Source organism: Robertmurraya sp. FSL W8-0741 (assembly GCF_038004005.1).
GTDB lineage: Bacteria > Bacillota > Bacilli > Bacillales > Cytobacillaceae > Robertmurraya > Robertmurraya siralis.
This window is the reverse complement of sequence record NZ_JBBOQG010000001.1, coordinates 1,711,422-1,728,018: the sequence shown is the minus strand read 5'-3', so window position 1 is coordinate 1,728,018 and position 16,597 is coordinate 1,711,422. Positions and strand designations below refer to the sequence as shown.

General features: G+C 38.1%; 17 protein-coding genes and 1 other annotated feature. Of the genes, 1 reads left to right on the top strand and 16 read right to left on the bottom strand.

Annotated elements, in window-relative coordinates; all coding sequences use genetic code 11:
• Nucleotides 1-595 precede the first annotated feature (595 nt).
• From NST02_RS08355 to NST02_RS08340, 4 genes are all read right to left on the bottom strand, one after another.
• Nucleotides 596-1,351 (bottom strand): SDR family oxidoreductase, encoded by a 756-nt coding sequence (locus NST02_RS08355; protein ID WP_340948691.1) that lies wholly within the window; start codon nt 1,349-1,351, stop codon nt 596-598.
• A 60-nt stretch (nt 1,352-1,411) separates the two neighbouring features.
• Nucleotides 1,412-1,702, bottom strand: coding sequence for an RNA polymerase alpha subunit C-terminal domain-containing protein (locus NST02_RS08350; RefSeq protein WP_340948689.1), 291 nt, complete (start codon nt 1,700-1,702; stop codon nt 1,412-1,414).
• A 405-nt stretch (nt 1,703-2,107) separates the two neighbouring features.
• Nucleotides 2,108-3,193, bottom strand: a complete 1,086-nt coding sequence (locus NST02_RS08345; RefSeq protein WP_095307808.1) for a M42 family metallopeptidase — start codon at nt 3,191-3,193, stop codon at nt 2,108-2,110.
• Nucleotides 3,194-3,259: 66 nt separating this feature from the next.
• On the bottom strand, nt 3,260-3,751 hold the full coding sequence (locus NST02_RS08340; RefSeq protein ID WP_095307809.1) for a dUTP diphosphatase: 492 nt from the start codon (nt 3,749-3,751) through the stop codon (nt 3,260-3,262).
• Nucleotides 3,752-4,060: 309 nt separating this feature from the next.
• Here NST02_RS08340 and NST02_RS08335 point away from each other — a divergent pair, with 309 nt between their 5' ends.
• The gene (locus NST02_RS08335) at nt 4,061-4,471 is read left to right on the top strand and encodes a sigma-w pathway protein ysdB (protein ID WP_095307810.1); all 411 of its coding nucleotides are present in this window, start codon (nt 4,061-4,063) and stop codon (nt 4,469-4,471) included.
• A gap of 157 nt (nt 4,472-4,628) precedes the next feature.
• On the opposite strand, the gene NST02_RS08330 is transcribed toward NST02_RS08335, so the two are convergent.
• From NST02_RS08330 to NST02_RS08275, 12 genes are all read right to left on the bottom strand, one after another.
• Nucleotides 4,629-5,201: a TVP38/TMEM64 family protein gene (locus NST02_RS08330; RefSeq protein WP_095307812.1), complete on the bottom strand. Its 573-nt coding sequence runs from the start codon at nt 5,199-5,201 to the stop codon at nt 4,629-4,631.
• Nucleotides 5,202-5,312: 111 nt separating this feature from the next.
• Nucleotides 5,313-5,606, bottom strand: coding sequence for a DUF1294 domain-containing protein (locus NST02_RS08325; RefSeq protein WP_373315016.1), 294 nt, complete (start codon nt 5,604-5,606; stop codon nt 5,313-5,315).
• 78 nt (nt 5,607-5,684) lie between these two features.
• Nucleotides 5,685-6,044 (bottom strand): 50S ribosomal protein L20, encoded by a 360-nt coding sequence (gene rplT, locus NST02_RS08320; RefSeq protein ID WP_095307813.1) that lies wholly within the window; start codon nt 6,042-6,044, stop codon nt 5,685-5,687.
• A 25-nt stretch (nt 6,045-6,069) separates the two neighbouring features.
• On the bottom strand, nt 6,070-6,270 hold the full coding sequence (gene rpmI / locus NST02_RS08315; protein ID WP_009333215.1) for a 50S ribosomal protein L35: 201 nt from the start codon (nt 6,268-6,270) through the stop codon (nt 6,070-6,072).
• Between the two features lie 18 nt (nt 6,271-6,288).
• Nucleotides 6,289-6,792, bottom strand: coding sequence for a translation initiation factor IF-3 (infC, locus tag NST02_RS08310; protein ID WP_095307815.1), 504 nt, complete (start codon nt 6,790-6,792; stop codon nt 6,289-6,291).
• 146 nt (nt 6,793-6,938) lie between these two features.
• Nucleotides 6,939-7,074, bottom strand: a sequence feature (ribosomal protein L20 leader region).
• A gap of 308 nt (nt 7,075-7,382) precedes the next feature.
• The gene (gene thrS / locus NST02_RS08305; RefSeq protein WP_095307872.1) at nt 7,383-9,317 is read right to left on the bottom strand and encodes a threonine--tRNA ligase; all 1,935 of its coding nucleotides are present in this window, start codon (nt 9,315-9,317) and stop codon (nt 7,383-7,385) included.
• Between the two features lie 496 nt (nt 9,318-9,813).
• Complete coding sequence (ytxC, locus tag NST02_RS08300; RefSeq protein WP_095307874.1) at nt 9,814-10,674, bottom strand: putative sporulation protein YtxC; 861 nt, start codon at nt 10,672-10,674, stop codon at nt 9,814-9,816.
• Between the two features lie 186 nt (nt 10,675-10,860).
• Nucleotides 10,861-11,793, bottom strand: a complete 933-nt coding sequence (dnaI, locus tag NST02_RS08295) for a primosomal protein DnaI (RefSeq protein WP_095307876.1) — start codon at nt 11,791-11,793, stop codon at nt 10,861-10,863.
• A gap of 17 nt (nt 11,794-11,810) precedes the next feature.
• Nucleotides 11,811-13,205 carry a replication initiation and membrane attachment family protein gene (locus NST02_RS08290; RefSeq protein WP_095307878.1) on the bottom strand — a complete coding sequence of 465 codons (1,395 nt, stop codon included), beginning with the start codon at nt 13,203-13,205 and terminating at the stop codon, nt 11,811-11,813.
• A gap of 98 nt (nt 13,206-13,303) precedes the next feature.
• On the bottom strand, nt 13,304-13,762 hold the full coding sequence (gene nrdR / locus NST02_RS08285) for a transcriptional regulator NrdR (protein WP_095307879.1): 459 nt from the start codon (nt 13,760-13,762) through the stop codon (nt 13,304-13,306).
• A 562-nt stretch (nt 13,763-14,324) separates the two neighbouring features.
• On the bottom strand, nt 14,325-14,699 hold the full coding sequence (gene speD, locus NST02_RS08280; protein ID WP_095307881.1) for an adenosylmethionine decarboxylase: 375 nt from the start codon (nt 14,697-14,699) through the stop codon (nt 14,325-14,327).
• Between the two features lie 592 nt (nt 14,700-15,291).
• On the bottom strand, nt 15,292-16,323 hold the full coding sequence (locus NST02_RS08275; protein ID WP_095307883.1) for a glyceraldehyde-3-phosphate dehydrogenase: 1,032 nt from the start codon (nt 16,321-16,323) through the stop codon (nt 15,292-15,294).
• Nucleotides 16,324-16,597 lie beyond the last annotated feature (274 nt).

Sequence of the window (16,597 nt, the reverse complement as noted above, 5' to 3'; positions counted from 1 at the left end):
CTCTCGATGTCTGTTATTTTTTAACGGAATCGCGGTAAAATTCGTTAATTTCTCCTCCATATACTTGCTTTTCAGTGAACGTTCGCCAAGCCTCTTGTTTTTATTCCTTTCGGATTCACTCGGCTTTAGGAATCAAGTATCTCCCCTCCAATCAACAGCCAGTACACCCACTTTGAAAATGCAAAATAAATCGTCCTTGACCAAACGACCATTTAGAAAGGAACGATTTTTTTATGTACCTATTGAAAGCATAAATGTACGTAAGCAAAGATAATTTGTGGAGTCCCGTCTGCGCCAGGGATAAAAACAGCCCTTGAATGTGAAAAGAAACACCCCCTTAACGCTCGAAACAAAATCGAATTAGAAAGTGTAAATTCAGTCTCATCTAGGGCAATCGATTTTTCCGTAGATTTTCTCTGCGGTTTCGATAAAATACATGTTAATGTTCATAAATTGTTGACATCGTGAAAGTACAGGTATCCGCTGTTTCTTCTTATTATCCATGAAGAGAAAAGCAGTTCGTTTTTCCCACTACCTTATATTTTAGTGACTTGTCGGACAGCGGCCTTTAATACAAGTAACTTTTCTCTTTATCCTAGCTCCGGATGAAGCCACCTTCAGAATGAATCACCTGACCAGTGATCCATTGTGCTTCATCACTTGCAAGAAATGCAATGGTTTGGGCCACATCCTCAGGCTGCCCAATCCGACCCATAGGAAATTTAGGTAATAGATATTCCCTAATTTCATCGTTCATCCAGGTTGAATCTGTCGGTCCGGGATTAACCGCATTAACAGTTATTCCTAACGGTGCCAATTCCTGTGAGAGCGACTTAGTAAAGGCAGAAATAGCGCCCTTTGTTGCCGCATAAGCAAGTTCTCCCGGCATTGGCCCTAAATCTTGTCCTGATGTCAAATTAATAATTCTCCCTTTATGTAAGTTTGATTTTTCAAAGCGTCTGGCGAATTCTACACAAAGAAGAAAAGTAGATCTCATATTAACAGCATAATGCTCATCTAGTGTATTAGCATCCAAAACCAAATATCCATCATTCTTTGAATGAGCGGCATTATTGACAAGGATAGATGGAGATCCAAGTTTATTTTCCACAGAATGGAGGATTTCCATTGCCGCATTAACTTCTGATAAATCAATGTTTAGACTCTCATTACGGACACCCATATTGACCATTTCCAGTTGAAATTCTTCAATCCAATCCTGTTCTGATTTCCAATGGGTAAAGAAAATATCTATTCCTTGTGAAGCGAATCTTCGGCAAATTGCCGTTCCTATATCTTTTGGGCTACTAGCTCCAGTCACTATTGCAATTTTATTTTTCGATTCCATCATTCATGTCCTCCAAATCCAAAATACCACAATATGAATTGGCAATCTTTCCGTTTGCCGCAGCTATTTTTTAAACGTTAACCCTTCTTCCGCTAACGAGGCTCTAAGCATTGGTATGGAAGCAGGTCCAATTCCATGGAGATTTAATATTTCCTTCTCGGTATGCAATGAAAGTTTCTTCAATGTATCTATTCCTTCGTGAAGCAAAGCATTTCTAGCAGGTGAGCTAAGTTTTGCAAGGAATCCGCTTTTTGGCTTATTTTCTTCATGACAAATTGGACAACTTTTACAATCGCTACTTTTGTAATATTGATGACCTTTTTCGCACACCCTTAAATCTTTCTCTGTCGTCAAAATCATCCCTCCATTTCCTAAAATAATTCTGTACTTATATTCAACAAGACTCTGCGGACTTGCTTCCTGCGAGAACTGCTCGCTCCGGTTCAATCGAATTCTTATTCCTGCTTCTGCTTCCTTCAACGTCACTTGAGGCTAGGAAAGAAATCTTTACCTCGTGCTTTCTCAAAATATGAAGCTCTCACTTGTAGACGAGTTATTTCATAAACAATAGTTTTGCTCTCATGAATACGTTCAAAATTAAACTACCTTAAGAATAAAATATAAACTCATCTCTTATCGGTACAGCCTATAAAAAGAATGACTTAAACTTCTTTCCATGCCTATCTCCCAACAAAAATAGCATACCAACCATCCTAGAGAAAAATTGGTATGCTGCCTAAGTTGTTTAATATCGTTTTTTTATTCATACGTAATTTTGTTCACTGTCTCCGCATCAAGGCGTTTAATCACTTCTGCAATTAGTTTAACGGCATTTTCATAATCATCACGATGAAGCATCGCTGCGTGTGAATGAATGTATCTTGTTGCAACCGAAATCGCTAAAGAAGGAACGCCTTCATGTGATAAATGAATAGAACCAGCGTCTGTTCCGCCGCCTGCTACGAGATCAAATTGATAAGGAATGTTTAATTCATCGGCTACTCCTGTAACGAAATCACGAAGGCCTTTATGGGAAACCATCGAAGCATCATACAAAAGAATTTGAGGGCCTTTCCCCATTTTACTCATTGCTTCTTTCTCACTTATTCCTGGAGTATCTCCGGCAATCCCCACATCTACCGCAAATCCGATATCAGGCTTGATCTTATATGAAGCTGTTTTCGCTCCTCTTAAGCCAACCTCTTCTTGTACATTTCCAACTCCATAAACGATGTTTTCGTGGTTTTCGCCTTTTAATTGCTTTAAGACGTCAATTGCAATTGCACAGCCGATGCGGTTATCCCATGCTTTTGCGAGGAGCATTTTCTCATTGTTCATAACGGTAAATTCGAAATATGGTACGACCATATCCCCTGGCTTTACGCCCCATTCTTGAGCCTCTTCACGGCTTGATGCACCAATATCAATAAACATATCTTTAATCTCAACCGGTTTCTTACGCGCTTCTGGAGATAAAATATGTGGTGGCTTCGAACCGATAACCCCTGTCACATCCCCTTTGCTTGTCACGATCGTCACCCGTTGTGCAAGCATCACTTGTGACCACCAACCGCCAACTGTTTGGAAGCGTAAAAATCCTTTATCATCAATTTGCGTTACCATAAATCCTACTTCATCCAAATGGCCTGCCACAACTATCTTTGGTCCGCCTTCTTTTCCGATCTTTTTCGCAATCAGGCTCCCTAAACCATCAGTGGTCACTTCATCTGAAAATGGTGCAATATACTTTTTCATGACTTCCCGTGGTTCTCTCTCATTGCCAGGAATCCCCTTTGCATCAGTTAATTCCTTAAGCATCAATAAGGTTTCATCTAATTTAGTCATTATTTCGACTCCCTTAATATGTAGAATATGGATTCATTATAACGAAAATTCTTGCAAATGTACAAATTAATAACCTTCCTGTTGCCTCTTATAATTTACTTCATTTTTTGCAATATATGCTTCCTTTATTTCAGAATCGCTAAACCCAAGTAATGATGCTAATAATAAGTAATGTTCAAACATCTTTTCATAGCTGCTGCGTGATTTAACAGCGCGAAATGTATGGACAGATTCATATACTTTTAAAAATTGTTCAGTCAAACTAAGCTCATTTTGCTCCTGTGCGGATATGGTTTCGATTCCTGCAAAGCCACATTCAATCCCTAATGAAGCAATAAAATGTATCCCATCGACAAACTCTTCAAGAATGACACTTCGAGGAGACGGATCTTTCAAGCTCCAAAATTTGAAACAACGAGTCTCGTTGGCAAGCTCACCTAATTCAACTAGCAATGCCAGCGTTTTTCGGTCAAATAAATCTTCGTCTTCCAGCTGGTGCTGCTGCTCAATATGTTGATCTAATTCTTTTTGCATTTTAAAAATTTCTTTTAACTCCATCTATGTCCCCCACTATCTTTTAACTGTTCTTACATTATCGGTGAAGATAAGATGTTTGCTCATTTTCGTTCTAATACAAAATGAGCAAACAATTGCGCGTTTCCTCTCGCATTTATTTCAATCAGAACATTCCCTTAAGTATTGTTGAAAGCATAATCTCCTCACAAAATAAGCGTAATCTTCTATTTTCATAATAGCGAAAACTTGGGAGAAATGAAATAACGCATTCTTTTTTGAAAATATATTTAAAAAATGAAACCTTTTCTTTTCTCATTCGTATATAAGGCAAAATGACTGGAGGACGACGGTATGTGGATGATACGTTTTTTATTATTTGCTCTCATAATCTTTTTAATATATAGCTTGATTAAATATTTGCTTAATCCAAAACGAAAACTTGAACTTGCCCATGAACAAAAACGCTTTTTTTTCCTCGATAATAAAAATAATGTGCGAAAAAACTTCCTTATTACGTATAAAGGGGTTCTGTTTGAAGGTGAAAAATATTTAGGCACTACAGAAAATGCCTTTGAGGTTGTCAATGTATTTATATGGCCTCATCGCATTGCTTCTTTAAATGGTCTTGTTCGAGAGGATTTTGAGTTCATTGAAAGAAAAGTGCATGAAAGCTATCCTAATGCAAGCATCGACTGGAAAAGTCCTATTCATGAATTTATGAAAAAGAATAATCACTCTAAATCACCTTTTAGGGATGAGTAACTAACTTACATCCAAACGGTAGGCAAGCCCGAAAAATTTCGAGCTTGCCTACCGTTTTTTAAAGAAAATTCCCACGATTTCCCCATATTTAGGTTATTATCTGCAATTGCTAGAAAACCAACAAGAGACAGCGAATTTTCATTTTCAAAACCCATTTTTAAGCTGTCGCTTTAAAAAAATCACGCCATTTAATGACGGTCAATTTCTCCCTCAAAATATAAACAAAAATAGAAAGAGAAAACAAAATAACAACGATCATGGTCGGTGTAAAACGACTGATAAACTCACCAAAAACGGTATAAAAAAAAGCAAGAGGAAGATTGGTAAAAAAAGAAGCTTTCATATAATCTTTAAACCCGCGATATCGTTCTAATAGACAAAAACTTAGGAGATGGTAATGAATAAATGGAATCAAACGCAAAATCGCGACTTGGCCAGTCGTTAAATTCCGATATTCACCAAACCACTTTTTTTTGATATTACTTAGTTTCCCATGAGTCTTCGGCATTCTGTGGATCAATACAAAAAAGAGTAAACTGCTTAGCAATAAACCGAGTACAGAATAAAAGGTGCCAGCAACAGTTCCAAATAATACTCCTCCGGCAATACAAATAACCACTACTGGAATAAATAGAAACTGCCTAAGAAAATGTAATAGAATGAATGCAATCGGTGCTAAAAATCCACTTGTTTGTGCGATAACCAAAAGCATTGCGATCTGTTCTTCCATGCTACCACCTTCTTTTGTGTCATTTCCAGATGCTTGGGGTGTTTAAAATGGATATGTTATTAAAGCTTATCAATTTATTTTAGCTTTTATGACAAAAACATTGAATGAGCATTATTCAAAAAGAAAATATCCGAGCATCCCTATCTGTAGCAACGCCAATGCTGGAAACCCCCATTTAAACACGATGTGCTTTGTTTTATGACGAAACCAGTTCATTCCTACTGTCATTCCAAAAGCACCGCCTACTAGCGCTACTGTCCATAATGTTTTTTCACTAATACGATATTCATTTTTCTTCGCTCTTTTTTTATCACTATACATTAGATATAGTCCCATCACATTGATCGCTATTATGTAAATTATCGCTTCATGCATCACTTTCCATTCCTTTCTCAAAAGATACATAAAAGCCATCCTCTCACTGGAGAGAATGGCTTTATTGAAATAAGCGAGAGCGACAGTAGTCGATTTTCACTTATAAAATTATTTACTTAAGTTTTGCTTTGCAACAGATGCTAATTCAGCAAATGCTTTTTCATCTGAAACAGCTAAGTCAGCTAGCATTTTACGGTTAACTTCAATACCAGCTTGCTTTAAACCAAACATTAAACGGCTGTAAGAAAGTCCGTTCAAGCGAGCTGCAGCATTAATACGAGTAATCCAAAGCTTACGGAAGTCGCGCTTTTTCTGGCGACGGTCACGATAAGCGTACATTAATGATTTCATTACTTGTTGGTTAGCAACTTTATATAATGTATGTTTTGAACCGAAATAACCTTTAGCTAATTTTAAAACTTTTTTACGACGTTTGCGAGTAACTGTACCGCCTTTTACACGTGGCATTCTATTTCCCTCCTATATTCTAAGTTTACTTAAGATTGACTAATAAATTACGGATGCGCTTGTAATCGCCAGAAGAAACAAGAGTTCCTTTGCGAAGTTTACGCTTTTGTTTTTGAGATTTGTTCGCAAACATATGACTTCTGTATGCATGAGAACGCTTCAGTTTACCAGATCCTGTTCTCTTGAAACGCTTTGCAGCGCCGCGGTGAGTTTTCATTTTTGGCATTTGGAATTTCCTCCTTAATTACTTTTCGTTTTTAGGGGCAAGCATCATAAACATGCTTCTTCCATCCATCTTTGGATGAGATTCAACAGTCGCAACCTCTTTGCAACTTTCCGCAAAACGGACTAAAACACGTTGGCCGATTTCTTTATGAGTAATGGCACGACCTTTAAATCGAATCGATGCTTTTACCTTATCGCCTTTTTCTAAAAATTTAATAGCATTTCGTAGCTTTGTATTAAAGTCATGCTCATCAATTGTTGGGCTTAAACGAACTTCTTTAACATTGATAATTTTTTGGTTCTTGCGTGCTTCTTTTTCCTTCTTCTGTTGTTCGAATTTAAACTTACCATAGTCCATAATACGAGCTACTGGCGGTTTCGCATTCGGTGCAACGAGTACAAGATCCAAATTCACACGTGCAGCAATTTCAAGTGCTTCGTTTTTTGACTTAATTCCAAGCTGCTCGCCATTTTGGTCAATAAGACGAACTTCTCGGGCACGAATACCTTCATTCAATAACATGTCTTTGCTAATAGTTAGACACCTCCAAGAATTTTTACGAACACAACGTTTGGGTCAAGAATTTTCCAACATAAACGATCAATAATTGCACCGATTCCAAATTATCGCATGACTCAAGAGTTGAATCGCAGTGTTTACCTTAATTCGCAAATAAAAAAGTGTGGATGCATGAAACACCCACACTTTACGAAAACAAACGTAAACAAATAATTATGTTCGTAAAACCTGCCAACTGCGCTTTTGCGTCAATCAGGTGAGAAGCGGGTGCCTCTTCTTTTCCCTAAACTCGTATTCAGTTACCCAACTATTTTACAATAAACGATGCTACCTGTCAATGTAACACTTCTTGTTCCAAGCAACTATCTAAATTGCAATGACAAAAAACATCTTATCAAAATTTTAAGAGCTTGGCAACAACTTTTTTATTTTAACTGAATACAATGCTTTGTATTTTTTTAGAAATCGTTTTTATACGAGCCGGATGCTCTTATTTTAGGCTTTGTTAAATAGAATTGTTGTTAAAATGATTTTGGGCTTATTTCATCAACGGAAGGACTCAATTGGGTCAGCCCCACACACATAAAATAAGCTTATAGCCGTGCCACCTCTTTGTTTAACGCCGCCAAAAACTCTTTAAATGGAACCGTTTCAGACTTTTGCTCTCCATATTTGCGGACATTAACAGCCTTCTCCGCCATTTCATTATCTCCTACAACAAGCATGTATGGAATTTTTTGAATTTGCGCCTCACGAATCTTATAACCCATTTTCTCATTGCGGTCATCAAGTTCAGCACGGAACCCTTCAGCCTTCAGTTGGTCAAGAATATCCCTAGCATAATCGTAATGGACATCTGGTGATACTGGAATGACCTGAACTTGAACAGGAGCCAGCCAAGTTGGGAACGCGCCTTTATATTCTTCGATTAAGAAAGCGACAAAACGTTCCATTGTCGATACGACTCCGCGATGGATAACGACGGGACGATGCTGCTTTCCATCCTCCCCAACGTATGTTAAATCAAAACGTTCAGGTAATAAGAAGTCTAACTGAACAGTTGAAAGCGTTTCGTCTTTTCCAAGTGCTGTCTTAACTTGAACATCGAGCTTCGGTCCGTAGAACGCCGCTTCTCCTTCAGCTTCAAAGTAATCTAGGCCTAGATCATCCATCGCTTCTTTTAACATCGATTGAGCTTTTTCCCACATTTCATCATCGTCAAAATACTTCTCAGTATCGGCTGGGTCACGGTACGATAACCGGAATGTATAGTCATTAATATCAAAGTCTTTATATACTTCTAAAATTAAATTTACGACGCGCTTGAACTCATCTTTAATTTGATCTGGACGAACAAACACGTGAGCATCATTCAACGTCATGCCACGGACACGCTGTAATCCTGATAGAGCACCAGACATTTCATAACGGTGCATTGTTCCAAGCTCAGCAATGCGGATCGGCAGCTCTCTGTAGCTATGAATTCCTTGCTTATAAACCATCATATGATGCGGACAGTTCATCGGGCGCAGAACGAGCTGTTCGTTATCCATCTCCATCGGCGGGAACATATCCTCCACGTAGTGAGCCCAGTGGCCAGAAGTTTTATAAAGCTCAACACTGCCCATAATTGGTGTGTACACATGGTCATACCCTAAACGCACTTCTTTATCGACAATATAGCGCTCAATTGTACGGCGAATCGTTGCCCCTTTTGGAAGCCACAACGGCAGCCCTTGACCGACTAATTGAGAGCTTGTGAACAGGTTAAGCTCTTTTCCAATTTTACGGTGATCCCGTTCCTTTGCTTCCTCAAGCAGGCGTAAATGCTCGTCCAAATCTTCCTTTTTAAAGAAAGCTGTACCATAAATTCTTTGGAGCATTTTATTATTGCTATCTCCCCGCCAATATGCACCAGCAATGCTTAAAAGCTTAAACTCCTTAATTTTTCCTGTAGAAGGAACATGAACACCACGACATAGGTCAAAGAAATCACCTTGTTCATAGATTGTTACCTTCTCATCCGCAGGAATAGCGTCAATTAATTCTAGCTTATATTCATCACCAATTTCCTTATAAAGCTGAATCGCCTCATCACGACTAACTTCCTTACGAACTACTTCAATGTTTTCGTTAATGATCTTCTTCATTTCTTTTTCAATAAGTGGAAGATCTTCCGGTGTGATAGATTGTTCTAAATCAAGGTCATAGTAAAATCCACCTTCAATAACTGGACCGACTCCAAGCTTGACATTTTTATATAAACGCTTGATTGCTTGGGCCATTAAATGGGCAGTACTATGGCGCAGCACTTCTAAAGCCTCTTCACTTCCAACTGTCACGATTTCAATCGCACCTTCCTCTTCAATTGGCCGACGAAGATCATACAACGCTCCATTTAGTTTTCCGGCAATAGCTTTCTTCTTTAGCCCAGGACTAATCGATGCAGCTACATCTTCAGTTGTTGTCCCAAATGGAAACTCCTTTACAGCACCATCTGGAAACGATAATTTAATCACATCTGACATTTTCTTTTCCTCCCTTGAGATATAAGGCTTTCTCGCATACCGTATTTCCTTTTGATAATCATTTCGCTATATCTTTGGAACAACTGCGAAAAATGCCGAACTTAACTAATACTTAAATATACATATCAGTTTAGACAAAACCATTTGCAACATAAAAAACCCGTCCCTCAAACAGGGACGAGTTATCATGATTAACACGTGGTTCCACCCAAATTCTCATTTTTTCAAAAACAGCGAAAAAATGACTTTAGCGACAAAATAACGGTTTTGACCGTCAACCAATACTAATAGCTTGGCTAAATTCATGGTTGAAGTTCAGAGGTGGTAAGCATTCGATTCGTATTAGGAAGATTCCAGCCTAGTCTTCCCTCTCTATTAACCGGTTAAAGAATACCCATATCCTCATCGTAACTTTATGACATTCAATTGTACATGAATCATTATGTAGGTAATTATAGTAGTTTAATTTAGGAAAATCAAGTTTTGTTCAAAAAAATCATCCCTCAAAAAAGTTATTTTTAAACTGCTGAAAATCGTCCACTGCTCTCAAGCGGACACGTTCTTCGAATATATTTTGTATCGTCCGGACAAGAGGCTCCTCCTCATCATCTGTATACACATAAATTTTCGATGGGGATATGGAAAGAAGCGGTGCAATTGTGACTGAATCAATATAAACCGGATGATTCGAAATCAGTTTTCGGTCGATCATGCGAACGAGTTCGGCTCTTTTAATTTCAGAAAAATATTGATCATAGAACGTAACAACATCACCAACATATAAATGGAGCTGTTCTATTTTTGGTGCTCTTTCAGATATAAACTGACGTAATGTTTGAATGAACATCTGATATTCTTGCTCCATTTTATATTCATCAATTGAGATTTCCACATATTTTTCTAATTGCTCCATATATGGGCGCATTCTAAATCTCACAAAGGAATCAAACGAAAAGGAATACTGCTCATCAAATATTTGCGAAACCGCCTTTTCCATTTGCTGGTTCATATTTATATCATGAATTAACGTCTCTAAATCTTCCCGTTCTCCTTCAATAATAGAGTAAATGATATCCAAAATTTGCTGGATCTCATCCTCATCTTCATAAAAAAATTTTTCCTTTAAGATCATTCTAAACCAGTCATGAAGCTTAATTTTTATAATAAATTGGAGGAATGCCGCTTTACTTGCTTCAACTAATTCCTTTATGTCCTTGTCGATTTTCACCTTCGCTTTATTATCATCTTCATTTTGAAGAGTTATTTTTTCGTTTAAAGATATCGTTTGCACTTGATGTTGTATGTAATTGTGAAACTGGCTAGCATCCTCTTTATTTTGAAATGTAATTTCAGCCAACCAAATCCCCCCTTTAACAATCTCCTCTTGAACTATTCCGTCCTGAACTAGTCCAATCTCTGTAACATGTATATGGGGATTTGCACAAAAATAGAAGTGATCGAATTAATTCTCTTTAAACGAAAAAGAAGCTGGTACAAAAGTCTTTTTACAATCGACTTTTGTATCAACTTCTCCTAAATTATTCTACCTTCTCCGGTTGGGTCCATCCACTAATACCGGGTCTGTTAAAAAGCGAATTCGTTCTAAAATGCGGCGAGCTTTCATTTTTTCTTCCTCACCGCGCTGGCTGTATGTGAGATGGTGTTCAAGTCCATCATAATCAAAATTCGTGCTGAAAAAAGTTGGCAAGTATTCTTGCATTCTAAATTGCAATATAGGCCCTAATACTTCATCACGAGTCCAGCTTGACATCGTTTCGGCCCCAATATCATCAATCATTAACACCGACTGCTTTTTGATTGTTTCAATTTTTTCGTTTAATGTGGAATCACCAATCGAATTTTTCAATTCTCTCAATAGCTCTGGAAAATACACAATCATTGACGACACATTTTTTTTAGCGAGCTCGTTGGCAATGGCTCCTAATAAAAAGGATTTCCCTACTCCAAATTTCCCGTAAAAATAGAGACCCTTTTGTTTTCCATTCGGATCATAATTTTCAACAAATTGCTCTGCTCGCTCGACAGCTTCTATGCGACTACCATCAAGCAAATCAATATCGGCAAAAGATGCACGAATAATATCCTTTGGAACATGCATGCTTCGAATCAGCTTTTCACTTTTTCGTTTCTCATCGTCCATAATCTTTCGCGGACAGCGATCATAATAAATATCAATCGCCCCTCTTCCAATCACAAGCTGAGGATGATAGCCCTTCAACAGGTTTTGGCATTCTCCAAGGCTCGGGCAATCTTGGCAATGTTTACTCTGCTGTGCATAATCGTAAAGAGTCATCAAACTCCTTTCGATCATGTCTGGTGTCAGCTCTTCTTCATGGCGAACAAGAAATTCGCGAACATAAGGGTTTTGAAGGATTTCCTGTCTCATTTTTTTATAACGTTCTTGGAAACCCATACTGTTTCCCAGTTTGTTTAACGTCTCATTTATTCTTTCCACCTGAGGAGGGCACCTCCTTATTTTTTATATTTTTTCAATCGTTCTTCTAACGCCCGTTTCCTATCTTCAAGTTGCGCATCCTGATTGGACGGGGTAGAAGCAGAAGCAACTTCCTTTTCATCAAACCAATCTGGTAACGCTTCTGTTCTTATTGGTTTTCTCCTTGAATCAGATTTCGTATTTTTATTATCTGCCCATTCTAAATACTGACGATGCTCTTTAATGGCTAAATCCATGGCGTCTTTAACAGTAGAGATTTTTTTTCGAGCCCAATGGGAGGCAATTTTATCGACATACGCCTTCGTTAGCTTCATGTCTGTTTTCAATAATACATATTGAATCAGAACATTGACGACTCCAGGTAAAAGCTTTTGTTTAAACATTACATCTTCTATAATTTTCAGATCGGCTTTAGATGGCACCGTCCCACCTGAAATATCACTCAGGAGCTGTCTTGGAGATGTCGTATCTAAATACTGAATAAGCCTCTCGACCTTTGTCTTCGGTTCATCTACATTGGATTTTTTCAGTGCTGGCTGGATTCTATCTACTAATACCGGGAGCTTATCTTGGTGCTCAAGCTGATACCAATCCCGAGCAGCTTTGCGCAGCTCTTCGATGTTTATTTTCCCCTCCAACTCGTCCATTGCTGATATGACTAGGTTTTTCATTTGCAGAGAATCAATACCATAAAGATACGATAAATTGCTGATCGCATTTTTCACCTTTACAGTAAATGCTTTTTTCGGAACTAACGATTCTGATAAACCAGCCATCAGTAGTTCAAAATCAAAGCTTTCATCAGCTTCAACTTGTATCCCTTTTTGAACAACTCGTCCTATGTATGCCTCATCAGTTCCTTGATTAAGAACTTCACCCATCAATTGAAAATTCTCTGGGGTGGCAGAATCATAGACATCCTGAAATGCTCTCGTAACATTCTCATAACCTTCAGTCTCAGCAGGAAGCACTTTATCAGAAAAAAACTTTTTTAATTTTGTAAATTGCGTTTTTCCAACCTTTTGATATAAGTAAATATTTAACATGCCATCTAAGAAGAATTGTTCAGGAGGCAGAGGTGGTTGAAGCTCATAGACAAATGAACGGGAGCCTTCATCTTCTTGAACGAAGGTTTTAAGCAGCCCGATCCCTTCAAGCTTAAGGCGAGCTTCATAGATGGACTTTAAATGAAGATCCATAAAGCTCATAAGACTATGATGGGAATTACTTTGCGACCATAATCTATTTTCTTCAACCTGAGCCCACAACGTCATATATAAACTCATTGATACGGGACCAATTAAAGGCTGATACAACAACGTAATGATCTTTCGGTCATATTCGTGGAGTACTCCATTACAGGCCACTGTATATCGATCAATTGGCAACATCTCTTTCCAATGCTGGGCCATTTGTGTTCCAACCTTTCCTTTTAAAGCTAATAAGAAAAAAAGCCAAAGGGTTTGTTCATTCTTAAATGCCGTTTGGCCTTTCGCTCCTTGGCTGAGATTTACTGTTCTTTTTTTATAAGCTCTTTAAGCTCCTCGATAAATACATTAATGTCCTTAAATTGACGATATACCGAAGCAAAGCGAACGTAAGCAACATCATCGATCTTGGCAAGACGCTCCATCACCATTTCACCGATAACCTCGCTATCAATTTCAGAAACCCCTTGACTGCGAAGCTCCTTTTCTACCTCAGCAGTAATGTTCTCTAATTTTTGCAGGGCAACAGGACGCTTTTCACAGGCTTTTATTAAGCCGCGCAATATTTTATCACGACTAAACTCTTCCCGTGTACCCTCCTTTTTCACAACAATCAAAGGTATTTCTTCAACCTTCTCAAAGGTGGTAAAACGTGAAGAACAGCGTTCACACTCTCTTCTGCGTCGAATGGAACGGCCATCATCTACTGGACGAGAATCAAGGACGCGCGTATTACTATTTTGGCATGAAGGACATTTCATACAACAATCAGCTCCGAATTCTGAAAATCTTTATTTTTGGCTCTTTTCTCAAACAATTCTCCTATTGAAAATAAACAGTTGCGAAGTTCGTAATGGCCGGTTGTCCAAATACTGATTTTCACTGGGCCTGAAGCTTGTTATGCTTCCCGTAAGTACCCTATAAAATAAGTGATCCACAGCTACGAACCCTGCCATTTTCTAGAACATGAAAAACAAATGTCATTCGATTAGGAAAAAATCTCATTAGTAAAAGAAATATCATGATCGTTTTTTAATTGGCGGTTATGCATTATGAAAGGATTTTAGTTCATAAGAATGAAAGAATAAGAAAAGTGCCTACTACTATATCCGTGCAATTATACTTTAGTGGAATGCAAACGGTCGAAACGAACCCGGGCAAGACCACAACCTGTATAAAAACAGTCTTATAAATATATCTTATTAAAAAGGTGAAAGTAGCACAAGTAATAGAGGGGAAATTAAAAAAAGAGGTGTATCAAACACCTCTTGCGCTCGCTAAACTTTATTTACTGCATGCCTTCACATTGATTTACGTCTCAAACTAAAGATTAATTTTCTGTTTTACTTGAACAGGACCCATCCCACGCGGGAGTTCAATATTTTCACGAGTCTTAGCTCCTAACGCCTCTGCAATGTAATTGGCAGCTATATTAGGATCCATTTCCCCGCATGTGTACACGTCAATGCTGGCATAGCCATGTTCAGGAAAGCTGTGAATCGTTAAATGCGACTCTGAAATAATCACAACTCCACTCACGCCTTGTGGAGCAAATTTATGAAAAGCAACTTCACGAATTTCAGCACCTGACTTTAATGCTGCATCTGCAAAAATCCGTTCAATTTGTTCAATATCGTTTAACTTTTCAAAATCGCATCCCCATAATTCCGAAATAACATGACGACCCATTGTTTCCATATCCAATTTCCCCCTTTTGGCTTTTTACGAAAACACATGAATTTTTCTAGTGGACGATCACTACCACGGGGGAAAGTTAGTCCAAAGAGGTCCTAACCCTTTAAGTAGCAACCAGCTCCTTCATTCATGAAGTTCACGTGGAATAGTATACTTTGTTTGTATTTCTTTTGCAATATATAGGGGGAAATTTGTTTGTATTAAGGAACAAATCGTGTGTACTACTTAAATGTAGGTGAATTCCGGAAAAATCGTGAATAATTCCGGAATTTTTCTGCTTAATTCCGGAAAAAGCAGATGTATTTCCGAAAAAATTGCATTAATTCCGGAATTTCACCCTACAATTCCGGAAAACAGTACAAAAGCGCAGGCGCTTTGCTCAGACCCGTAAAAATCGGACCATTCAGGTAGGAACTATAGGAAACCCTATGTGCCAGCATCTCTGGTTGTCTTATCGTACGTGATAGAGCCTAAGTGCCGAATCTAGACGAGGACAAACTGATTTAGAGTTATAGACATTGTTTACATTTTGTCATTACCGAAACAGAGAAAAAGTCCGCTCAAAAGATTGAGGGACTCATAGTCTAGGCATCTATTAACTCACTTTTACTTCGGTTTTCTGGAGCAGGGCACGGGCAACATGTTTTGTTAAATCAACAACGCGGCAAGAATAGCCCCATTCATTATCATACCAAGCTAGTATTTTCACCTTATTTGCACCCATAACAATTGTTGATAAGCCATCAATAATCGCTGAATGCTCATTCGTATTAAAATCAACGGACACTAACGGTTCTTCAGTGATATCCAGTATCCCCTGTAAAGCCCCTTTTGAGGCTGATAAGAACGCATTATTCACTTCATCAACAGTGACCTCTCTTTTAAGATCAACAACGAGATCAACTAACGACACATTTGAAGTTGGAACTCGTAAAGCCATTCCATGCAGCTTCCCTTTTAAACTTGGAAGTACGAGCGATAATGCTTTGGCAGCACCAGTTGAGGTTGGAATAATCGATTGGGCGCAGGCTCTTGCACGCCTTAAATCCTTATGCGGATTATCAATATTTTTTTGGTCATTTGTATACGCGTGAACAGTTGTCATCAATCCGTTAACAATTCCAAATTGTTCATCTAATACTTTGGCAACAGGAGCTAAGCAATTGGTTGTACAAGAAGCATTTGAAATAATATCATGTCTTTCCAGATTAAGAACTTCTTCATTTACTCCCATGACAATGGTCACATCTTCATTTTTTCCAGGTGCCGTTAAAATGACTTTCTTTGCTCCTGCCTGCAAATGTAGGCTTGCTTTGTCTCTTGCATTAAATTTCCCCGTTGCTTCAATGACTATATCAATCCCGTACTGCTCCCAAGGAAGCTCGACAGGGTTACGATTGCTTAATAATTTGACTCGTTTACCATTTACGACTAAGGCATTGTCTTCTGCGATAATGTTGCCTTCGAATTTCCCATGATTGGTGTCATACTTTATTAAGTGTGCCAACGTTTCCGCTGGATAGCTGGCATTGATCGCTACAATTTCTAAACTATCTTCAAGAATGGCTTTTCTAAATACCATTCTGCCAATTCTTCCAAACCCATTGATCGCAATTTTTGCCTTCATCTTACGGCTCCTCTCGAATAAATGTTATACTTATGAACTTTTTATCACGATTAGTATAACACAATTAAGAGTATTTGTGATGAATTAAATGCGGAAATCAAGAAAAATCGTTCTAAAGATCATTCAAGTTAACTATATATGCCCTACAATTCTTCTAATTTCGGTTAATAAGCCGTTTTCAACTACTCTTACAGTTCCCGAAACTCCAAAAAGTGAAACCCTTTAAGACGTTACTCGTATAATTAAACAGATTCTCTAAATTGGTAAGTAGTTC